The 21,447-nt window shown below is 68.0% G+C and carries 19 protein-coding genes and 2 tRNA genes; 6 read left to right on the forward strand and 15 right to left on the reverse strand.

The window, feature by feature from the left end:
- Positions 1-6: 6 nt before the first annotated feature.
- Positions 7-1,017, reverse strand: a complete 1,011-nt coding sequence (locus tag ACK8HH_RS12600; protein ID WP_062367028.1) for an NAD(P)H-dependent glycerol-3-phosphate dehydrogenase — start codon at positions 1,015-1,017, stop codon at positions 7-9.
- Positions 1,018-1,143: 126 nt separating this feature from the next.
- Here ACK8HH_RS12600 and cofC point away from each other — a divergent pair, with 126 nt between their 5' ends.
- Genes cofC through ACK8HH_RS12615 form a run of 3 tightly spaced genes read left to right on the forward strand, consistent with a single transcriptional unit; the run spans position 1,144 to position 4,978 of the window.
- Positions 1,144-1,875, forward strand: a complete 732-nt coding sequence (gene cofC, locus ACK8HH_RS12605) for a 2-phospho-L-lactate guanylyltransferase (RefSeq protein WP_062366944.1) — start codon at positions 1,144-1,146, stop codon at positions 1,873-1,875.
- A gap of 14 nt (positions 1,876-1,889) precedes the next feature.
- On the forward strand, positions 1,890-4,073 hold the full coding sequence (locus ACK8HH_RS12610) for an RNA degradosome polyphosphate kinase (protein WP_006895956.1): 2,184 nt from the start codon (positions 1,890-1,892) through the stop codon (positions 4,071-4,073).
- Positions 4,073-4,978 (forward strand): NUDIX hydrolase, encoded by a 906-nt coding sequence (locus ACK8HH_RS12615; RefSeq protein WP_006895955.1) that lies wholly within the window; start codon positions 4,073-4,075, stop codon positions 4,976-4,978. The genes ACK8HH_RS12610 and ACK8HH_RS12615 overlap by 1 nt, the downstream gene beginning before the upstream one ends.
- Before the next feature lie 85 nt (positions 4,979-5,063).
- On the opposite strand, the gene ACK8HH_RS12620 is transcribed toward ACK8HH_RS12615, so the two are convergent.
- From ACK8HH_RS12620 to leuC, 3 genes are all read right to left on the reverse strand, one after another.
- Positions 5,064-5,807, reverse strand: coding sequence for an HU family DNA-binding protein (locus ACK8HH_RS12620; RefSeq protein WP_278124374.1), 744 nt, complete (start codon positions 5,805-5,807; stop codon positions 5,064-5,066).
- A 183-nt stretch (positions 5,808-5,990) separates the two neighbouring features.
- The gene (gene leuD / locus ACK8HH_RS12625; protein ID WP_006895953.1) at positions 5,991-6,581 is read right to left on the reverse strand and encodes a 3-isopropylmalate dehydratase small subunit; all 591 of its coding nucleotides are present in this window, start codon (positions 6,579-6,581) and stop codon (positions 5,991-5,993) included.
- A gap of 37 nt (positions 6,582-6,618) precedes the next feature.
- Positions 6,619-8,055 (reverse strand): 3-isopropylmalate dehydratase large subunit, encoded by a 1,437-nt coding sequence (leuC, locus tag ACK8HH_RS12630; RefSeq protein ID WP_006895952.1) that lies wholly within the window; start codon positions 8,053-8,055, stop codon positions 6,619-6,621.
- A gap of 135 nt (positions 8,056-8,190) precedes the next feature.
- Between leuC and ACK8HH_RS12635 the strand changes: the two genes are divergently transcribed.
- Both ACK8HH_RS12635 and ACK8HH_RS12640 read left to right on the forward strand, forming a co-directional pair.
- Positions 8,191-8,910 (forward strand): IclR family transcriptional regulator, encoded by a 720-nt coding sequence (locus tag ACK8HH_RS12635; protein ID WP_039867175.1) that lies wholly within the window; start codon positions 8,191-8,193, stop codon positions 8,908-8,910.
- Positions 8,911-8,953: 43 nt separating this feature from the next.
- On the forward strand, positions 8,954-9,454 hold the full coding sequence (locus tag ACK8HH_RS12640; protein ID WP_006895950.1) for a pyridoxamine 5'-phosphate oxidase family protein: 501 nt from the start codon (positions 8,954-8,956) through the stop codon (positions 9,452-9,454).
- Here ACK8HH_RS12640 and ACK8HH_RS12645 read toward each other — a convergent pair.
- The 10 genes from ACK8HH_RS12645 to ACK8HH_RS12690 form a co-directional block, all read right to left on the reverse strand.
- The gene (locus tag ACK8HH_RS12645) at positions 9,436-10,188 is read right to left on the reverse strand and encodes a MerR family transcriptional regulator (protein WP_006895949.1); all 753 of its coding nucleotides are present in this window, start codon (positions 10,186-10,188) and stop codon (positions 9,436-9,438) included. The genes ACK8HH_RS12640 and ACK8HH_RS12645 overlap by 19 nt on opposite strands.
- Before the next feature lie 9 nt (positions 10,189-10,197).
- Entirely contained in the window at positions 10,198-11,766 is a 1,569-nt protein-coding gene (locus ACK8HH_RS12650) for a flavin-containing monooxygenase (RefSeq protein WP_278124376.1), read from the reverse strand.
- Between the two features lie 12 nt (positions 11,767-11,778).
- Positions 11,779-12,702 (reverse strand): ferritin-like domain-containing protein, encoded by a 924-nt coding sequence (locus ACK8HH_RS12655; protein WP_278124378.1) that lies wholly within the window; start codon positions 12,700-12,702, stop codon positions 11,779-11,781.
- Between the two features lie 36 nt (positions 12,703-12,738).
- Complete coding sequence (locus ACK8HH_RS12660) at positions 12,739-13,596, reverse strand: SDR family NAD(P)-dependent oxidoreductase (RefSeq protein ID WP_278124379.1); 858 nt, start codon at positions 13,594-13,596, stop codon at positions 12,739-12,741.
- A gap of 218 nt (positions 13,597-13,814) precedes the next feature.
- Positions 13,815-13,887 (reverse strand) — tRNA-Glu (locus ACK8HH_RS12665).
- Positions 13,888-13,941: 54 nt separating this feature from the next.
- Positions 13,942-14,013: transfer RNA gene (locus tag ACK8HH_RS12670), tRNA-Gln, on the reverse strand.
- 139 nt (positions 14,014-14,152) lie between these two features.
- On the reverse strand, positions 14,153-15,652 hold the full coding sequence (gltX, locus tag ACK8HH_RS12675) for a glutamate--tRNA ligase (RefSeq protein ID WP_412475229.1): 1,500 nt from the start codon (positions 15,650-15,652) through the stop codon (positions 14,153-14,155).
- Between the two features lie 14 nt (positions 15,653-15,666).
- Positions 15,667-17,499, reverse strand: coding sequence for a glycosyltransferase (locus tag ACK8HH_RS12680; protein ID WP_278124381.1), 1,833 nt, complete (start codon positions 17,497-17,499; stop codon positions 15,667-15,669).
- A 33-nt stretch (positions 17,500-17,532) separates the two neighbouring features.
- On the reverse strand, positions 17,533-18,366 hold the full coding sequence (locus ACK8HH_RS12685; RefSeq protein ID WP_045539419.1) for an alpha/beta fold hydrolase: 834 nt from the start codon (positions 18,364-18,366) through the stop codon (positions 17,533-17,535).
- Positions 18,363-19,133, reverse strand: a complete 771-nt coding sequence (locus ACK8HH_RS12690; RefSeq protein ID WP_062366961.1) for a fumarylacetoacetate hydrolase family protein — start codon at positions 19,131-19,133, stop codon at positions 18,363-18,365. The genes ACK8HH_RS12685 and ACK8HH_RS12690 overlap by 4 nt, the downstream gene beginning before the upstream one ends.
- A 112-nt stretch (positions 19,134-19,245) precedes the next feature.
- Here ACK8HH_RS12690 and ACK8HH_RS12695 point away from each other — a divergent pair, with 112 nt between their 5' ends.
- Positions 19,246-20,466 carry an MFS transporter gene (locus tag ACK8HH_RS12695; protein WP_278124385.1) on the forward strand — a complete coding sequence of 407 codons (1,221 nt, stop codon included), beginning with the start codon at positions 19,246-19,248 and terminating at the stop codon, positions 20,464-20,466.
- Here the strand turns inward: ACK8HH_RS12695 and ACK8HH_RS12700 are convergent.
- Positions 20,444-21,391: a DUF1648 domain-containing protein gene (locus ACK8HH_RS12700; protein WP_278124387.1), complete on the reverse strand. Its 948-nt coding sequence runs from the start codon at positions 21,389-21,391 to the stop codon at positions 20,444-20,446. The two genes, ACK8HH_RS12695 and ACK8HH_RS12700, sit on opposite strands and share 23 nt — an antisense overlap.
- Positions 21,392-21,447: the final 56 nt, after the last annotated feature.

The following is a 21,447-nucleotide window of genomic DNA, read 5'->3' on the forward strand; positions in this document are numbered from 1 at the left end:
CGCGGTTCAGGCCCGCCCGTACACCTCCGGTTTGGTGCTGCGCCCGAGCAGGGAACTGACCATGTCCGACACCGACATGCCCTCGTGGCACACCTGGTGGACGGCCTCGGTCAGCGGCATCTCCACCCCGTGCGCCTTCGCCAGCGCCAGCACCGACGAGCACGATTTGACGCCCTCGGCCACCTGCCCGTTGGTCGCCGCCTGAGCCTCGGCCAGGCTCGCGCCCTCGCCTAGGCGGGCACCGAAGGTTCGGTTGCGCGACAGCGGCGAGGAGCACGTCGCCACGAGGTCGCCGATGCCCGCGAGACCGGCGAGGGTGGTGATGTCGGCGCCCAGTGCCACTCCCAGCCGAATGGTCTCGGCGAGACCGCGCGTGATGATCGTCGCCAGCGTGTTCTCGCCGAAGCCCATCCCGGACGCCATGCCGCACGCGAGCGCGATCACGTTCTTCGCTGCTCCGCCGATCTCGCAGCCGACGACGTCGACGTTGGTGTACGGACGGAAGTATCCGGTGGCGAACGCCTCCTGCACACGAACCGCCTGGGCCTCGTCGACGCATGCGATCACGGTGGCGGCGGGCTGTCCCTGCGCCACCTCTTTCGCGAGGTTGGGTCCGGTCAGCACCGCGATCTGCCGAGCCGGGAACCCGGTGACCTCGGCGATCACTTCGCTCATCCGCTTACCGGAACTCGTCTCGACGCCCTTGGCGAGGGACAGCAGGATCGCATCGGCGGGCAGATGCGGTCGCCAGATCTCGAGGTTGGCACGCAACGACTGCGAGGGCACCGCACACACCACCAGTTCGGCGCCGGCCAGCGCCTCCTCCACGGAGCCGACGGCCCGCAGACTCTCGGGCAGCGCGATACCCGAGAGGTAATCGCGATTCTCGTGGGCGGTGTTGATCTGCTCCACCAGCTCCGGACGGCGAGCCCAGATCTTCACCTCGTTGCCCGCATCGGCGAGCACCTTCGCCACCGCGGTGCCCCACGATCCAGCACCCATCACTACTGCACGCACTCGCGACTCCTCCACCCACGACCGGTAACTGCGGTCCACCCTAGCGCCACCTCGCCACGGCTCAGCGCCGATCGCCGGGGTCGGCTCGACGGCCCGGCAGGCGGCCCGGCCCGTCGGTGCTGCACCATGGTGAACATGCGCGACCCGCTCCCGATAGCCGTCGTCCTGGCCGTGAAACGGCTGGACCACGCGAAGTCACGGCTGGCCGGGGCCCTGCCCTCCGACGAGCAGCGCCGGAGCCTGGTGACCGCGATGCTCGGCGACACGCTCGAGGCGGTCCGGGAGGCGGGCGTCGCGCAGGCGGCTGTCGTCACTCCCGACCCCGCCGTGCACGTCGCCGTCCGCGAGCACGGTGTCCGGGTACTCGACGAGCCCGAGGAGGCCGGCGACGCGCCGCACCGATCACCGTTGAACGCAGCGCTGGCGCATGCGATCGCGGCAGTCTCCCCGACCGCCGCGCTGATCGCCGCGTTGCAGGCCGACCTCGCCGCGCTCGACGCGCTCACGCTCGCCGAGGTACTGGACGAGGCGGCCGCAGCCATCGCCGGAGGCGCCCCCGCCGCCTTCGTCGCCGACCGCTCCGGAGAGGGCACGGCGCTGCTGGTGGTGCGCGCCCAGCACCCCGTCGAACCGCGATTCGGTGCCCGGTCGGCGTCGGCGCACCGAGCGGCCGGAGCGGTAGAGCTCGATCCCGGGCGGCTGCGGTGGGCCCGGCTGCGCACCGACGTCGACACGCCCGCGGATCTGGCCGCCGCGGTCGAACTCGGCGTCGGGAGACGCACGGGCGCGGCACTCCGGGCGTCCCGACACTCCGGTGAACCAAACCGTCCGGCTGACAGGACAGCATCGGACCGATAGTCCACAATTGACGCGTGAGTGCCACGGAAGAGATCGAGAACGAGTCCCAGACCGCCCTGCCCGCCGCACTGCCGGCCGAGACCGTGGATCCCGACGAAGCGGCGGACCTGCCCGCCGACCGGTACTTCAACCGTGAGCTGAGCTGGCTCGACTTCAACTCTCGCGTCCTCGCACTGGCCGAGGACGTCTCCCGCCCGCTGCTGGAGCGCGCCAAGTTCCTGGCCATCTTCGCGTCGAATCTCGACGAGTTCTTCATGGTGCGCGTCGCGGGCCTCAAGCGCCGCGACGAGACCGGCCTCTCGGTGCGCTCGGCGGACGGCCGTTCCCCGCGCGAGCAACTGCATATGATCGCTGTCCGCACCCAGAAGATCGCCGACCGGCATGCGCGCGTCTTCCGTGACTCGGTGCTCCCGGCACTCTCCGGCGAGAACATCAAGATCATCGGCTGGGACGATCTCACGGCCGCCGAGCGGGTGCGGATGCAGACGCACTTCCACAACGAACTGTTCCCGATCCTGACCCCGCTGGCCGTCGATCCGGCGCATCCGTTCCCCTACATCTCGGGTCTGAGCCTGAACCTCGCGGTGACGGTGAAGGACCGCGCCGAGGGCGGCGAGCACTTCGCGCGTGTGAAGGTGCCCGACAACGTCAACCGGTTCGTCCGGGTCGACCGTCTCGTCCAGCCGCAGGGCCCCGACGACGGGCCGCGCACCGCGCTCTTCCTGCCCGTGGAGAATCTGATCGCGGCCAATCTGCCGGAACTGTTCCCCGGCATGGAGATCGTGGAGCACCACGTCTTCCGGGTCACGCGCAACGCCGACTTCGAGGTCGACGAGGACCGTGACGAGGACCTGCTCCAGGCGCTCGAACGCGAACTGGCGCGCAGGCGGTTCGGTTCACCGGTCCGGCTCGAGGTCGGCGACGACATGACCGAGCACATGCTCGAACTCCTGCTCCGCGAGTTGGACGTCGACCCGGGCGACGTCATCCAAGTGCCTGGACTGCTCGATCTGACCTGTCTCTGGCAGATCTACGGGATCGACCGGCCGCAGCTGAAGGAGCGTCCGTTCGTGCCGGCCACCCACCCGGCGTTCGGTGAGCGGGAGACGCCGAAGAGCATCTTCTCGACCCTGCGCGACGGCGACGTGCTGGTGCATCACCCCTACGACTCGTTCTCCACCAGCGTCCAGCGATTCATCGAGCAGGCGGCCGCCGATCCGCACGTGCTGGCCATCAAGCAGACCCTCTACCGCACCTCGGGCGACTCGCCCATCGTCAACGCGCTGATCGACGCCGCGGCCGCGGGCAAACAGGTGGTGGCGCTGGTGGAACTCAAGGCACGGTTCGACGAACAGGCCAACATCCGCTGGGCGCGCACTCTGGAACAGGCCGGGGTGCACGTCGTCTACGGGCTCGTCGGTCTCAAGACGCATTGCAAGACCTGCCTGGTGATCCGTCGCGAGGGCTCGACCCTTCGCCGCTACTGCCACATCGGCACGGGCAACTACAACCCGAAGACGGCACGGCTGTACGAAGACGTCGGTCTGTTCACCGCCGCACCGGAGATCGGCTCGGACCTCACCGACCTGTTCAACACGCTCACCGGCTACTCGCGCAAGCAGGAGTACCGGAATCTGCTGGTGGCGCCCCACGGCATCCGCACCGGCATCATCGAGCGGATCGAGGGCGAGATCGCGGCCCACCGGTCCGGAGATCCGGGGGCACTCATCCGGCTCAAGGCCAACGCGCTGGTCGACGAGCAGGTGATCGACGCGCTGTACCGGGCCTCACAGGCGGGCGTTCGCGTCGACGTGGTGGTGCGGGGCATCTGCGCGCTGCGACCGGGTGTGGAGGGACTCAGCGAGAACATCGTCGTCCGGTCGATTCTCGGCGAGTTCCTGGAGCATTCACGGATCCTGCAGTTCGGTGCCCAGAACGAGTACTGGATCGGCAGCGCCGACATGATGCACCGCAACCTCGATCGACGTGTCGAGGTGATGGTGCAGGTCCGTGACCGCAGGCTGGCCGCCGATCTGGAGGACATCTTCGAGTCGGCGCTCGATCCCCGGACCCGCTGCTGGGAACTGCAGCCGGACGGCACCTGGCGGGCCCAGCCGGCGGCCGGTGAGCAGGTCCGCGACCACCAGCGACAGATGATGACCCGTCAACGCCACCACGCCGACCCGACTGGATCCTGATGAGCCGGCCGACCCGTACCGTGTGGGCCGGAGGCGGCGTCCTCTGGAAGCCGAGCAAGTCGGCCGGCGTGAAGGTGGCGCTGGTTCACCGGCGGCGCTACGACGACTGGTCGCTGCCCAAGGGAAAGGCCGAACGCGGCGAGATCCTGCCGGTGACGGCCGCGCGGGAACTCGTCGAAGAGACCGGCTACGAGGTGCGGTTGGGACACCGGCTGCGCACTGTCGGCTACCGTCTGGCCTCGGGGGTGCCGAAACGGGTCTCCTATTGGGCGGTGGAGGCCGTCGGCGGAGGGTTCCACGCCAACCGCGAATGCGACGATCTGAAGTGGCTTCCGGTGGCCGACGCGATCGACGCGGTCAGCTACGACGCCGATCGCGATGTGCTGCACACCTTCGCCTCCCGGCCGGTGCGAGAGCTGCATACACTGATCGTTCTCCGGCATGCGTCGGCGGGGAGCCGCAGGGACTTTACCGGCGACGATCGCCTGCGGCCGCTCGACACGTGCGGGGTGGCCCAGGCCGCGGCGATCCGTGAGCTGCTCCCCCTCTTCGGCGCGCACCGCCTGCACGCCGCCGACCGGACACGGTGCGTCGACACTCTCGCGCCGCTGGCCGAATCGCTGCGCACCGAGGTGAAGCTGGAACCCGCACTGTCGGAGGAGTCCTTCGAGGCGGCTCCGGACGAGGCCTACCGCAGGATTCGACGACTGGCGAGCAAGACCGGGTCGGTGCACGCGGTGTGCAGTCAGGGCGGAGTCATCGCACCGTTGCTGCACCGGTGGGCCGAGGCCGACGGTGTTGAGTTGCCCGAAGCGGACAACCGCAAGGGCAGCGTATGGGTGCTGACCACGCGCGACGGCGATCTCGTCGCCGCCGATCACATCCCGAGTCCGCTCGCCGACTGACACACCGGACGCACTTCGGCCCCCGTCCACATCGTGCGGACAGGGGCCGAAGTGCGCAATACCCTTTGGCGGCAGGTGGATTCGGTCAGTCGTCGGCGCCCTTCGTCGGTGCGGACTTCTTGGCGGCGGCCTTCTTCGCCGGAGCGGACTTCTTGGCCGCCGTCGTCTTCTTGGCAGCAGCGGTCTTCTTGGCCGTCGCCTTCTTCGCCGGTGCCGTCTTCTCGGCCGCGGTGCTCGTGGCCGTCGTACCCGCGCCGGCGGTCTTCGCCGGAGCCGTCTTCTTGGCCGCGGTCTTCTTCGCGGGCGCCTTCTTCGCGGCGGCGGTCTTCTTCGCCGGCGTCGTCTTCTTCGCGGCCGCCTTCGTGGCGGCCGTCTTCTTCGCGGCCGTGGTCTTCGTGGCCGTCGTCTTCTTGGCCGTCGTCTTCTTCGCCGCGGTGGTCTTCTTCGCCGCAGCGGTGGACTTAGCCGGTGCGGCCTTCTTGGCGGTTCCGGAACCGGCGGCCGGTGTCGCCGACGCGCGCTTCACCGCGGGCTGCCCCGACTTGAGCTTCTGCTTGCCGGAGACGATCGCCTTGAACTGTGCACCCGGCCGGAAGGCCGGGATCGACGTGGCCTTCACCTTCACCGTTTCTCCGGTGCGGGGATTGCGTGCCACGCGTGCTGCACGACGGCGCTTCTCGAAGACGCCGAAACCGGTGATCGTGACGCTCTCACCCTTGTTCACGGCGCGAACGATGGTGTCGATCGCCTGCTCGACGAAGTTGGTGGCTGTCTTCCTGTCCGCATCGAGTCTTTTGGTGAGTTCCTCGATGAGTTCTGCCTTGTTCATCCGTACCTCCGCAGGATTCACACTGGCCGGGCGTGCCAGCTAATCCACACGGTAAACGGATCGTGGCGCAAAATAAGCCAACCAGCGCAAATTCACATGAGAAGTTCGGCCGCAGAACGCAAGCCTCACGGCGAGCGTCGAAATCGATTCTCGCCGTGAGGCTTCAGCGCCCGCGATCGCAGGTCAGGGCAGGGTGGTCGGCTTGAACGACGGACGCCGCGACTCGTACTCAGCGATCGCATCCGTCTGGCGGAGGGTCAGCCCGATGTCGTCGAGTCCCTCCATCAGGCGCCAGCGCGTGTAATCGTCGATCTGCAGCGGCACCACGAGATCGCCCGCGGTGACGGTCTTGTCCTCCAGACTGACCGTCAGCTCCAGTCCCGGCTCGGCCTCGAGCCGCTTCCACAGCAGCTCGACGTCGGACTGGGCCACCTGTGCGGCCACCAGCCCGGCCTTGCCGGAATTGCCGCGGAAGATATCGGCGAAGCGCGACGAGATGACGACGCGGAAGCCGAAGTCCATGAGTGCCCAGACGGCGTGCTCACGCGAGGAGCCGGTGCCGAAATCCGGTCCGGCGACGAGCACCGACCCCTTGCTCCAGGGCTCGTTGTTGAGAATGAAGTCGGGGTCGCCGCGCCATCCGGCGAACAGGCCGTCCTCGAATCCGGTGCGTGTGACGCGCTTGAGGTAGACGGCGGGGATGATCTGATCGGTGTCGACGTTGCTGCGCTGCAACGGAACTCCGACACCGGTGTGGGTGATGAACGGTTCCATCGTGTTTGACTCCTAGTCAGGCCTTGGAGAGGCTCGGTCAGTCCAGATCGGCGGGGGCGGCGAGCGTGCCGCGCACGGCGGTCGCGGCGGCGACGGCCGGCGACACCAGATGCGTGCGGCCGCCCTTGCCCTGGCGACCCTCGAAGTTGCGGTTCGACGTCGACGCGCAGCGTTCGCCCGGCGAGAGCTGGTCCGGGTTCATTCCCAGGCACATCGAGCAACCCGCCATCCGCCATTCGGCGCCGGCTGCCTCGAAGATCTCGCCGAGTCCCTCCGCGTCGGCCTGCGCACGGACCTTCATGGAACCGGGCACCACCAGCATCCGCATTCCGTCGGCCACCTTGCGGCCCTTGAGAACCTCCGCGACCGCCCGCAGATCTTCGATGCGTCCGTTGGTGCATGAGCCGACGAAGACGGTGTCGACCTTGACTTCGCGCAGCGGCATGCCGGGCGTCAAGTCCATGTACTCGAGCGCCCGAGCGGCCGCCTGCGCCTCGGTCTCGTCGGTGATGTCGGCCGGATCCGGCACGTTCGCACCCAACGGCAGACCCTGGCCGGGGTTGGTACCCCAGGTGACGAAGGGCGTCAAGGCGGAGGCGTCGATGTGGACCTCGCGGTCGAAGACCGCACCCTCGTCGGTCCGCAGCGAGTTCCAGTACTCCACGGCCGCATCCCAGTCGTCGCCGGTCGGTGCATGCGGACGGCCCTTGAGGAACTCGTAGGTCACCTCGTCCGGCGCGATCATGCCGGCCCGGGCACCCGCCTCGATCGACATGTTGCAGATCGTCATCCGGGCCTCCATCGAGAGCTTCTCGATCGCCGGACCGCGGTACTCCAGCACGTGTCCCTGTCCCCCGCCGGTGCCGATCTCCGCGATCACGGCCAGGATCAGATCCTTGCTCGTGACGCCGGGCGGCAGTTCGCCGTCGACGGTGATCGCCATCGTCTTGAACGGCCGCAGCGACAGCGTCTGGGTGGCCATCACATGCTCCACCTCGGAGGTGCCGATCCCCATCGCCAGCGCGCCGAAGGCGCCGTGAGTGGAGGTGTGGCTGTCGCCGCAGACGACGGTCATGCCGGGCTGGGTCAGTCCCAGCTGGGGACCGACGACGTGCACGATGCCCTGTTCCGCGTCGCCCATCGGGTAGAGGCGGACGCCGAACTCCTCGCAATTCTTACGCAGCGTCTCCACCTGCAGGGCCGAGACCTGATCGGCGATCGGGCTGAAGATGTCGACGGTCGGGACGTTGTGGTCCTCGGTGGCGATGGTGAGGTCCGGTCGACGCAGCTTCCGGCCGGCCATCCGGAGGCCGTCGAAGGCCTGCGGACTGGTCACCTCGTGCACGAGGTGCAGGTCGATGTAGATCAGGTCGGGGTTGGTGTTGCCGCTCGCATCGGCCTCTCCCGGAACGACGACGTGGTCGTCCCAGACCTTCTCGGCCAGCGTGCGCGGATTTCCGGCGCTCTGCGTCATGAGCTCACTCGCATCTTCTAGTAGTTCCGCTTCGAGTTGGGAGACGCGACCGAGAGGTCCGGGCTGTGGACCACCTCGGCCGGGCCTGCGCCCCTCGACTTTCAATCTCAGTATTTGGACGGTTAATATCGTCCTATGGGAAAGGATAGCGGAATCGGCGTGCTGGACAAATCCGTGATGATTCTGCACACGGTGTCGGAGCAGCCGTGCAACTTGGGCGAGCTGTGCGACGCGACCGGGCTGCCCCGGGCCACCGCCCACCGGCTGGCCGTCGGGCTCGAAGTGCACCAGTTGGTCGCGCGCGACGACAGCGGCCGGTGGATTCCCGGTCCCACTCTCGGCAGGCTCGCCGCGACCGCCCGCGATACCGTCCGCGAAGCCGCCCTGATGGTGCTCCCCCGCCTGCAGGAGTCCACCGGCGAGTCGGTGCAGCTCTATCGCCGCGAGGGCGCCGATCGCGTCTGCATCGCGGCCGTGGAGCCGCCGACCGGTCTGCGCGACACCGTTCCGGAGGGCACGCGGCTGCCGATGTCCGCGGGCTCGGCGGCCAAGGTGCTCGCCGCCTGGTCCGATCCCGACACTCTCCGCAGTCTCCTCGCCGACGCCGTCTACTCCGAGCGGACGCTCGCCGAGATCCGCAGGCGAGGATGGGCGCAGAGCGTCGCCGAACGCGCTGCGGGCGTGGCGAGCATCTCCGCACCCGTGCGGGACGCCTCCGGCGCCGTCGTGGCCGCGGTGTCGGTGTCCGGACCCGTCGACCGGATGGGCCGCCGTCCCGGCGACCGGCTGGCCACCGACCTGGTGGCGGCCGCCGACGCCATCAGCGCGAAACTCAAGACACCGGCACAGATCTGAGTCGACCGCGGCAGCCCGACGGGCGAGACGATAACGTCGGATCATGGGAATCAACCAACGCGCGGCGATCGTCATGAGCGACGACGAGATCGAGGAATTCATCAACCGCCACCGGGTCGCCACTCTCGGAACGCACGGCAAGGACGCGATCCACCTCACCGCCATGTGGTACGGCGTGATCGACGGCGAGATCTGGTTCGAGACCAAGGCGAAGTCGCAGAAGGTGGTCAATCTCCGCCGCGACCCGCACGCGACGGTCCTGATCGAGGACGGCGACACCTACGACACTCTGCGCGGCGTCAGCATCGAAGGCACCGTCGAGGTCTACGACGACGCCGAGAGCTGCCTCAAGGTCGGCATCAGCGTGTGGGAGCGGTACACCGGGCCGTACAGCGACGATCTCCAGCCCGCCGTCGAAGCGATGATGAACAAGAGGGTCGCGGTGCGCCTGGTGCCATCAAGGATCCGCTCGTGGGATCACCGGAAGCTGAACCTCCCGTCGATGCCCGTGGCGGGGTCGACGGCTCAGTGGCTCGACGACTGAGACTCGCGTTCGCCGGCCGCGTGCTGATGGACTCTGAGTTCGTGGTCGAGCGCTCCGTCGAGGCACCGGTCGAGGGTGGCGTGTGCATTCTGCGTACCGACCGCACGCATCGTCCCCAGCAGTGAGGCCGCCCAGGACGCCTCGTCCTGGTCGGCAGGCACCCATCCCGGGCCGCGCCTGCGGTCCACCTCTTCCCGTGCGGAGACCATCAGGATCTCGGCGGCCTCGGCGACCTTCTCGGCGAACCGACGGTGCACGTCGGCCAGCACCGTCAGTCGCATTCCCTGTTCGACGAGCCGCGCGAGATTGCGGAGGCTCCGAGGATCGCCGGTCTCATACGCCGCGCCGTCGGCGGTCTCCTCCAGCAGGCCCGCGCCGAGCAACGCCTGCACGTCTGCGTCGTCGACGGTTCCGAACAGACGCTCGAGCGCCGGGCGGTCGAACACGGTCCGTTCCGTACTCGCCCACGGCTCGTCGAGGATCTCGGTCAGCTCCAGAGCCTCGCCGACGAGTGCCCGCGGATTCGTCAGGAAGGTCGCGATGTGCTTGAGCGTGAACCCGTTGCGCAGCAGTTTGTCGATCGCGCGGAGTCTGCTCAGGTGCTTCTCCGTGTAGATCGCCACCCTTCCTCGACGCACCGGGCGCGGCAGGAGGCCGTGCTCTTGATAGCCGCGGATGTTGCGGGTGGTGACCCCGGATATGCGAGCGAGGTCGTCGATCCGGTACTCGGTCATGCGCAGATGTTATCCGGCACCCACGGGTCGCCTCCGACCCCGCAGACCGGGATCGACCGCACGGGCGGCATCGGAGCCTCCCCCGCGGCCGCCCGCCATCTCGGCATCGGCGCCCCGCCCCGACGCGTGCACCAGGATTCGGTAGTCGCGTAGATCCACCCTGCGGAGCTGACGGACGTACTGGGTCGCGAATCCCGGATACATCGTCGCGTTGAAGCCGTCATCGGTGAGATACCAGCTCCGACAACCGGAGTTCCACGTGGTGGCGCCCAGCCGCCGCTGAATGTCGTCGTTGTAGGCCCGCTGGACGTCGGCCCGGACGTCGAGTGCCTTCCAGTCGGCCGCCAGCAGTCGCCCGATGGCGTCGGTGATGTATTCGATCTGGGCCTCCATGTACACCAACGCGGAGTTGTGGCCCGGGCCGGAGTTGGGTCCGAACGTGAAGAACAGATTGGGGTACCCCGACACCGCGACGCTCCGGTACGCGTACGCACCGCCTCGCCATTCGTCGGCGAGGACCCGTCCGTCCAGACCCGTCACCGGTATCGGCGTGCCCGCCTTCGCCACGTCGAACCCGGTCGCGAAGACGATGCAGTCGGCCTGGTGCTCGATACCCTCGACCGTCCGGATCCCCTGGGGTGCGATCCGGGCGATCGGCCAGGTGACCAGCTTGCAATTGTCCTGCTGAAGCGCCGAATAGTAGTCGGTGGTCATCAACAGCCGCTTGCAGCCGGCTGCGAAGTCCGGGGTGAGTTGGCGCCGGAGCCACGGGTCGGACACCTGCGACCGCAGGTACAGCTTGCTCGCCGCTTCCACCGCGCGGGTGAGCGGAGTGTTCCAGACCACGCCGAGCGCGATGGATTCGTGTCCCCAGAACCATGCCGAACGGACCAGCTTCTGGGCTCCGGGAATCGATCGGTATGCGGTCTTGGTCAGCCTGCCGGTCTTGACGTCGACGCGCGGCAGAACCCAGCCGGGGGTCCGCTGGAAGACCTTCACCGAAGCCGCCTGTTTCACCAACTCGGGCACGATCTGGACGGCGCTGGCCCCGGTGCCCACCACCGCCACCCGTTTGCCGGTGAAGTCGTAGTCGTGGTCCCATCGGGCACTGTGGATCCGATGACCTTCGTAGTCGTCTATTCCGCGGATGTCCGGGAACGAGGGATTGGCGAGCGGGCCGGACGCCAGGATCACCGACCGCGCCCGAACAGGTGCGCGGTGCTCGAAGGAGATCGTCCATTCACCCGAGGCCGCGTCATAGTCCAGGCCGCAGACGGTGTGCTCGAACCGGATGTGTTCGCGCACTCGGGCGGCGTCGGCCATCTCTTCGATGTAGTCGAGGATCTCGCGGCTGCCGGAATAGGTGTGCGACCACTCCGGATTGGGAGCGAAGCTGTACGAGTACAGCTGGGACGGAATATCGCACGCGGCACCGGGATAGGTGTTGTCGCGCCACGTCCCGCCGATCGCGGTGTCCCGTTCGAACACGACGAAGTCGTCGATGCCCTTGTCTTTGAGTCTGATCGCGGCGCCGATACCGGCGAATCCGGCTCCGATGACGGCCACTGAGAGTGTCATGGTGGTCTCCCGTCAGGCCGTGGGCTCGTAGGTCAACTCCCGCGACCACGTCGGTGTTCGCCTCACCAGCGACACGGGAATCCAGTTCGTCACCGTCACCAGCGAATCGGCGACCGCGTGATAGGCGACGTTGTCACGATTGGTCACCAGAGCGCCGTGTGTGGCGACGAAACGGAACATCGGCAGTCTGCGGGTGTAATCGCTGCGCCGCCCGACCGAGCGGTAGCGCTTCATCGCGCTGTAGAGACGTTGCTCGTCGACGCCCATCGCGACGATGTTGTCGCGCATCTTGTTCAGCAGCGGAAGGTATGTCAGCAGTCCGATGAGCAGAGAGGGCTGCGCCCATCCGCCGACGAAGTCGATCGTGCGCCGACGCAGACTGGCGTGGCCCAACATGTCCATCACCTCGAAATCCACTGCCAGGTGGCGTGATTCGTCGGAGTTGATCCGCTTGAACACCTCCTGCGCCACCGGGTCCTTCACCTCGTCGGTGATGAACTTGATGAGCGCACCGTCGAGCGCCACCTCCAGCATCGGAATCACCGTGCCCAGGAACGACAGCGACAGTCCGTCGGAGTAACGATCGAGCCAGTTGATCACCAGCTGAACGTTCACGTTGGGCGACGGGATCTCATCGTCGTCGAGCATCCCCCAGCGCCGCATCAGCGCCAGCTCGGCGTTCGCGTGCTTCTGTTCCTCCGCGTGGAAGTGCTCGTAGATGCTCTTGAGGGTGGCGTCGGGAGCCTTCTTCGCCATCGCCGCGAATCCGCGCGCACCGACGTTCTCGATCCACATCAGATCGGAGATGAACGGCTTGAGCTTCGCATGCAGTTCCGGCTCGATCAGTTCGGCGCCCGGTGCGTCCCAGTCGATGTCGGCGAGCGCCCACTGCCGGTCTTTGATCTTCTGGAGCATGCTGTCGAAGTCCATGGCCATGGCCGGTCCTTTCGTTGGATGCGATGAGACTGTCGGTCAGGCGGCCGGCAGGAAGCGGCCCAGCACGCCGAGACCGCGGGCGTACGGGACGGGGAGAAAACGCTTGAGACGCCAGATCACGTTGGCGTCGAGTTGCGGGAGCACGTACAGCCGTCCGAGATCGTGGGCGTCCAGGGTCATGGCGGCGACGGACTGCGGCGAGGTTCCGGTCAGTTCCATCAGCCGGCCGGCCAGATTCTGTCCGGCCTCGGTGATCCGGCCGTCCCGCGCGACATTGGTCTTGACGAACGTCGGGCAGAGCACCGTGACTCCGACGCCCGACCCCGCGAGCTCGGCTGCGAGGGTCTCCGACAGCGACATGACGCCGGCTTTGGAGACGTTGTACGGCCCCATCGACGGTGCCGCGGCGAACCCCGCCGCGGACGCGACGTTGATGATTCCGCCGCGGCCGGCCGCGCGGAGTATGGGGGCGAAGAGTTCGCATCCGTGGATCACGCCCCAGAGATTGATTCCCAGCGCCCAGTCCCAGTCGTCGAGGCCCACCTGCCCCACCGGTTCGCCGCCGATTCCGACTCCGGCGTTGTTGACGACGAGTGTCGGCGCCCCGGAGAAGACATCGCAGACGATGGTCACCAGCGCCTCGACATCGGCCCGATCGGCCACATCGCATCGGACCGCGTGGGCGCTGCGGCCGGTCTCGGCGGCGATGAGCGCGACGGTCTCGGCGGCGCGCTCGGCGTCGATGTCGGCACAGACCACATCACCGCCCCGGCGGGCGAGTTCGAGTGCGAAGGCCCTCCCGATCCCGCTGCCCGCACCGGTGACGACCGCGTCGGCACCGACTGAGCGCGGGTCGCGGACCAGACGATGAAGAAGCCGGTCGACGCCGTACATCAGTGCGCCCCCGTCGCGCTGTCGAGGCTCCCCGAGCGCCGAGCGGTGATTCCAGACACCGGATCCAGACCTGAGTGATTCGCGCAACTTCCCATCTCTGAACAACATCACCCACTGCGCCAGTTGTCAATGGCACAGTGAAGGATGGTGTATCGAGGACGCCGAAAGAGAAGACCCCCGGTCATGAATTCCACTTCATGACCGGGGGTCTTCTTCTGTAGCCCCGACGGGATTCGAACCCGCGCTACCGCCTTGAGAGGGCGGCGTCCTAGGCCGCTAGACGACGGGGCCCTAGAACAACTCTGTTGAATTGTGAGGCACACAGAATAACATCCGTGTACTTCGCTGGGGTACCAGGACTCGAACCTAGAATGGCTGAACCAGAATCAGCTGTGTTGCCAATTACACCATACCCCAAGGGTTTGAACCGGAATCCGTTGGGCTTGGCGCTGCCGTTCCGCTTTCCGGGCCGGGAAGAACAATACCAACACCACCCACCCTAAACACAAATCGGCTGGTCAGGGGCCCGTTCAGGGCGCCCGACCAGCCGAGGTGATCAGAGCGAAGCCGACAGTTCGCGCGCCTGGCGGAGTCGAGCCAGCGACTTCTCTCGCCCCAGCAACTCCATCGATTCGTACAGCGGCGGGCTCACCGCGGCACCGGTGACACCGACGCGCACGGGCCCGAAGGCCTTGCGCGGCTTGAGCTCCAGACCGTCGACGAGAGCCTCCTTGAGAGCCGACTCGAGGGCCGCGGTCTCCCAGAGATCTACCGCCTCGCACGCCGCGATCGCCGCGTCGAGCACGCCGGTGGCCTCCCCGCCGAGGTTCTTCTTCACAGATTTCTCGTCGTAGGTGAAGTCGTCGTCGGACACGAACAGGAATTTGATGAGATCCCACGCGTCGCCGAGCACTTGAATGCGCGTCTGGACGAGGTCGGCGATCACCGCCCACCGGCCGGCGTCGACCGGCCCGGACAACCGGCCCCCGTCGATCAGGAACTTCTGCAGTCGGTCGGCGAAGTCGGCGGAGTCGAGCCGGCGGATGTGCTCGGCATTGATGGAGTCGGCCTTCTTCTGGTCGAAGCGAGCGGGATTCGAATTCACGTTGCGGACGTCGAATGCCTCGACCATCTCGTCGAGCGTGAAGATGTCGTGGTCGGCGGAGATTCCCCACCCCAGCAGGGCCAGGTAGTTGAGCAGACCCTCGGGGATGAATCCCCGATCACGGTGGTGGAACAGACTCGACTCGGGGTCGCGCTTGGAGAGCTTCTTGTTGCCCTCACCCATGACGAAGGGCAGGTGGCCGAACTCGGGAACGCGGTCGGCCACGCCGAGCCTCATCAGTGCGCGGTACAGCGCGATCTGCCGGGGCGTCGACGGAAGGAGGTCTTCGCCGCGCAGGACGTGCGTGATCTTCATCATCGCGTCGTCCACCGGGTTCACCAGCGTGTACAGCGGATCGCCGATCTCGTCGTCCCCGCGGGCGGCGCGAGTGAGCGCGAAGTCGGGCACCGTCCCCGCCTTGATCGTGGTGGTGCCGCGAACCAGGTCGTCCCACGTCAGGTCCTCGTCGGGCATCCGCAGCCGGATCACCGGCTTGCGGCCCTGCGCACGGAACTCCGCGCGCTGCGCGTCGGTGAGATCACGGTCGAAGTTGTCGTAGCCGAGCTTGGGGTCGCGTCCGGCCGCCTTGTGCCGCGCCTCCACCTCCTCGTTGGTGGAGTAGGCCTCGTACGCCTCCCCCGCCTCGAGCAGCCGGGCGACCACATCGCGGTGAATCTGCTTACGCTCCGACTGCCGGTACGGTCCGTAGGGGCCGCCGACCTCGGGTCCCTCGTCCCACTCCAATCCGAGCCAGCGCAGGGCGTCGAGGATGGCGTCGTACGACTCCTGGCTGTCACGCGCCGCGTCGGTGTCCTCGATCCGGAAGACGAAGGTGCCGCCGCCGTGACGCGCCTGAGCGAAGTTGAACAGCGCGGTCCGGGCGAGTCCGACGTGCGGAGTTCCGGTTGGGGAGGGACAGAAGCGGACGCGGACGTTCTCGGCACTGGTCATGGCCGTAATGGTAGTCAGTCCGTTGCGAACAGTCGTTCCCAGTTCTCCCTGCTCGTGAGCTGCGGCACTGCTTCGCGCCAGGCGCGCTGCAGTTCCGGGGCCTGCCGCCGCAGTCGCCAGCACAGCGTGGCGAGCTCCCTGCCCTGCGCCACACTGGTCGCGCGATCGTATGTGCGAACCCGCACGCCGGTCTGCGAGGCGTCGGTGACCACCGCTGAGGTGAACCGTCCGACGTGCCACCAGGCTCCGTCGTCGGCGCCTATCGCCACCCGCCCGGGCGCCCGCCGACCGAGCAACTGCTGCGCGGCGCGCTTCACCAGCACCCGCCGTTCCCACTTCTTCGCGGGCGCCGGCGGCCGCGGGATCACCGGCAGGTCCGCGATCTCAGACGCGGGCCGCAGCCTGGTGTCGTCGTACTCGCTACGCAGCGCGTTGATCTCGGCGAGCTTGGCTCGGCCGCCGTCGGCGAGCACGTACGGCCCGGCGAGAAAGTCACGGACCGCCCGCAGTTCGATCGCCGCCTGCCCGTACTTGAGGCCGACGATCAACTCGCCGATGTGCTCCGCGACGGTCGCGGAGATCGTCTTGCCGTCGAACCGCGAATGGATGGCCGCCGAGATCAGTACATTGCGCTGACCGAAGTACGACGACCAGTCGTCGACGTCTTTGAGATGGAAGTCGGCGTGCCAGACGCCGGCGTTGGGCAGCGTGACCGTGGGAAAGCCCGCTCGACGGCACCGTACGCCGTACTCGATGTCGTCCCACTTGATGAAGTACGGCATCGGCAGACCCACCGCGTCGATCGCCTCCCGCGGGATCAGGCACGACCACCAGGCGTTGTACCCGGCGATCACACGCACGTCCTGCCGGAACTCGAGCGCGTCGACACCGCGGCGGGCGTTGGGCGGCGGGTCGGCACACGTCAGGTGATCGAGATCGTCGGTCTCCGCCGTCATGTGGATGCGCGTCGTCTCCGACAGCAGCAGCATCTGCGCACCGACCAGCATCGGTTCCCGCGCGAATCGCGCGAACGAGGTCATCCGCAGGATCGACTCCGACTCGCAGAGGATGTCGTCGTCCATCACCAGCACGTCGGTCAGCGGTCGGCCGGCCGCGGTCGCCTCGTAGATTCCCCGCGAGAAACCGCCGCTGCCACCGAGATTGGCCTGGTTGAGATAGTCGAGCCGGCTGCCGAGTCCGGCCCTCAGATCGTCGAAGCCCGCGGCGTCGGCGACCCGGCGTGTGCCCTGGTCGACGAGGTGAACCGTCTCGACGCGCTCGGCGAGATCGGCGTCACGAGCGACGGCGCCGACCGTGGCGACAGCGTCGTCGGGACGGTTGAACGTGCAGATCACCACACTGACCCGGCGGTCGCGGACCGGCTCGACCGCCGTAGTCCACCGGGCGTTCCACACGCGCGCTCGGCCACCGACGACCGCGAGGTCGAACCACGCGGCACCGCCGTCGAGGTAGCGATCGATCTGTACCTCCACCACGGCGCGGCCCGCACCGGTGAGACCGACCACGGTCAGCGGCCGTATCCGCCCGCTGATGTCGGAGGCACGGGTGGCGACGGTGAGTTCGGCGCCGTCGTCGCATGAGTAGTCGAACTCGACGGCGACCGTCCCGACGTCGGTGTACCGCTGCCAGTACGCGGCGGCGAACCGACCGAAGTAGGTGTCGGTGCTCAGCCGAGAACCGTCGGACAGGACCGCACAGTCACGCTCCACCCGGACCGGTGTTCCGCCTGCATCGGCGTACAGGGCGGGGTCGACGCGAGCGGTGTCACTCGCGAAGAAGGTCCGCTGGAGAAGGTGGCCGGTCCCACCCGGCTGACTGTGGGGCATGAGCGACTCCCTGTGCACGCACCGATCCCGCCATCATCTGTGGCGGCTGAGGAACTCGAGGATAAGCGAATTCACCTCGTCGGGCTGCTCGATGTATCCGTAGTGACCGGCTCGCGCCACCTCACGGTACTCGGCGTCCGGAATCGCCTCGGATACCTCTTTGGCCAGGTAGGCCGGAAGCGTCCGGTCGTCGGCGAACCCCACGACGAGGCACGGCGCCGCGATGTCGCGGTACGCGGAAAGGCGGTTCTGCTCGCGGTCGTGCAACGCGAGCTGGGCGCGGACGCCGGGCGCGCGCGTCTGGCCGCTGAAGCCGATGATGTCGAGCCAGTCGCGCGCCGAGCGGTCGTCGGCGAGCGTGTGCGGCGAGAGATTCATATGTGCCGTGAGCGCGGCGTGGTACGAATCGGGCAGTGTGATGTTCTTGTCGAACAGTTCCCGCTCCCCCGCCGAGAAGGCCTCGAGCATCGGGGTCGGACGCCCGTAGGTGGCGAGCATCACCGCCGCAGTCACCAGATCCGGCCGGGCGAGCGCCAGTTCCTGGGCGATCCGAGCGCCCAGCGACGTCCCGACCACCCGCGCGGGACCGCCCAGATGCTCGATCAGGGCGGCGGTGTCGGCGACCATGTCGGCGAGCGAGAAGCCCTCGGCACATTCGCTGGAGGGCGCGATACCCCGGTTGTCGAAGGTGACGACGCGGTAGCCCGCCTTGAGGAGTGCCGGCTGCTGGTGCGCATGCCACACGCGTCCGGGACTCCCAGTACCCATCACCATGACCACCAGAGGCCCCGACCCGGCATCGGTGTACGACACATTGATCCCGTTGACGCGCACTGTCTGAGGCCGTGCCGGCGCGGGCCGGGTCACTTGTCGACCACCGGGTTGCTCAGCGTCCCGATACCCTCCACGGAGACCGAGACGCGCTGACCGGCGGTCATCGGCCCGATCCCCTCCGGGGTGCCCGTGAGAATGACGTCGCCCGGCAGCAGCGTCATCACACGCGACACCCATTCGACGATCTCTCCGACACTGTGCAGCATCAGCGAGGTCCGGCTCGACTGCTTCACCTCACCGTCGAGCTCGGTCTTGATCTGGACGTCGGAGGGGTCGAAGTCGGTGACGATCCACGGCCCCAGCGGACAGAAGGTGTCGTAGCCCTTGCCCCTCGTCCACTGGCCGTCGTGCTGCTGCTGGTCGCGGGCGGTCACATCGTTCGCCACCGTGTAACCGAGGATCACCTCGCCCGCCTTGGCCGCCGGGACGTCTTTGCACGGGCGCCCGATCACGATCGCGAGTTCGCCCTCGTAATCGACGCGCTCGGACGACGGCGGGCGGACGATGGGCGCCTCCGGACCGATGATCGAGGTGTTCGGCTTCATGAAGATGACCGGATCCGCCGGCGCCTCGCCGCCCATCTCGGCTGCGTGCGCAGCGTAGTTCTTGCCGATGGCGATGATCTTGGTCGCGAGGATCGGCGCGAGGATGCGCGTCTGCGACAACTGCCATGAGCGCCCCGTGAACGTGGGCGTTCCGAAGGGATGTTCAGCGATCTCCCGGGCCGTCTCCTGCCCGGGCTCACCTTCGACGGCGACGAAAGCGACGCCGTCAGGACTGGCTACACGACCCAATTTCATAGCCCCAAGGCTAACGCACGAGTCGGACGGTTCTAGAATGTGAAACGGATATATCACTATGTGAGACGCTAGCGCAAAGGCGCAGCGTCTCACCCGATCGACCGGGAGGCCGATGATGCCGGGACGCCCCGAATCCATCTCCGATGTCAGAGCGTGGACGATGCTCGCCTGCTCGCTCCTGGCGGCGATGACTACGACGTGCGCCACATCAGGAGTGGCCTATGTGATTCCGGAACTGCATCGGTCGCAGGGGATGTCGCTCTCGTCGGCGGCCACGCTCGCGGCGATCCCGACGATCGGCCTGACCCTCACGATCATCGTCTGGGGTGCGGCGCTGGACCGCTTCGGCGAGCGCCGAGTCCTGACGGTCTCCCTGCTGATCACTCTGGCCGGAACGATCGGCGCACTGGCCGCCGCGGCGGCGGGCGCGGGCTTCACCGCGCTGGCCGCGGCCCTGCTGGTGGGCGGGCTGGGCGCGGGCGCGGCGAACGGTGCGAGTGGACGGATCGTGGTCGGATGGTTCCCGGCCTCCTCGCGCGGCACCGCGATGGGCATCCGGCAGATGGCGCAGCCACTGGGCATCGCCGTCTGCGCGCTCACCATGCCGGTGCTCGCCGCACGGGCCGGACTGACGGCGGCCTTCGCGGTGCCGGTCGCCGTCACCGCGCTCGGGCTGATCGCCGTGGTCTTCGGGATCATCGACCCCCCGATCGGACGCGGCGCCGGCTCGGCCTCGTCGGCGAATCCGTATCGCGGGGCGACATTTCTGCAGCGGGTCCACGCGGTGAGCGTCCTGCTGGTGATCCCGCAGTCGATGCTGTGGACCTTCGTTCCGGCATGGTTGATCGTCGGGCACGGGTGGTCGCCCCTGAGGGCCGGTGTCCTGGTCACCGCCACACAGGTGGTCGGCGCGCTGGGACGCATCGCAGCCGGCCGGATATCCGACGTCTGGGGATCGAGGATGCGACCGATCCGGGTGATCGCCGTGGCCGCGGGAGCCGGAACCGCGCTGCTGGCGCTGACCGACTGGATCGGTTCTCCGCTGGCCGCGGCGGTGATGGTGGTCGCGACGGTGAGTTCGGTGGCCGACAACGGACTGGCGTTCACGGCGATCGCCGAGTTCGCCGGGCCGTCGTGGAGCGGCCGCGCCCTCGGTGTGCAGAACACCGCCCAGTACGTCACGACCGCGGCGAGCACGCCCGTGCTCGGCGCGCTGATCGAGGCAGCGGGCTACTCGGCCGCCTTCGCCGTCGCAGCGATCGCACCCGTCATCGCGATCCCCCTCGTGCCCCGCGACCGCACTCCCCGGATCAGCGAGACACCAGTGCGTTGAGGACGCCCGCGGCGTCGGCGGCGCCGTCGACCACGACCACCTCGCGACGGTCGTCACCGACCACCAGCAGCGCCTGACCTGACCGCAGCACGAACCCCTTGGCGCCGCGCAGATTCCGCCGACCCGAGACCCGGTAACCCCAGCCGCCGAAGTCACGGAGCGCGTTGACCTCCACGACCTCGGCGCGCCGGATCTCCGAGAGCGGCATGGCGATCACCGGCCAGCCGATCCGACTCGCCGCCCTGAAGCCGTCCTCGGACACGCTCACCTGTATCGAACCGGTCAATGCCAGCCCGACGGCGGCGACCAGCACCGCCACACCGAGCAGATACCAGTTCGCCATCACCACACCCAGCCCGCACAGCACGGCGACGGCCGCTCCGACGGTCACCAGGCCACCCGCGCCCACGGACGCCGTTCCCGTCCAGCTGCGCTGCCCGTCGTGGGCGACCGGCACCTCGCCCACGGGGGCCGTGCGACCGTATCCGACCGGCCGGACCGGCGTGGCGAAGGCGACGGCGACCGCGAGAACCAAGGCACCGACGCCGCAGACCGCCGTCAGCCAGACCGGTGCCGTCGCCGACGATGCGTCGTCGAGCCCTCGCTGGCGGCCGGTGATCCAGATCGTCACCGCGATCACGAAGGTCGCGGTTCCGGTTCCGATCCCGGTCACGATCCGCGAGGTGACCGGCTCCTTCACCACGAAGGCGCCGACCCCCGCGATCACGGCGCCGACCACGGCGGTCGCCGCCGTGAGCACGATCAACTCGGTGATCGACGAGAATCCGTCGGCGCCGTCGGCGCCGAAGTGCGAGGCCACCCGATCCGGCAGATCCGAGGACCAGATCGCGAGCAGTGCGCACCCGACGACACCCACCAGCAGCACAACCAGCGGTCCGATCGTCCGCCGGGCAGATTCACTCATACTCGTCACGGTAGCCGAGCGATCGCCGGAACCCGGTACCTGGCCCGCGAGAGAGG

Source organism: Gordonia sp. LUNF6 (assembly GCF_047041125.1).
In the GTDB taxonomy this organism is placed as follows: Bacteria; Actinomycetota; Actinomycetes; order Mycobacteriales; family Mycobacteriaceae; genus Gordonia; species Gordonia sihwensis.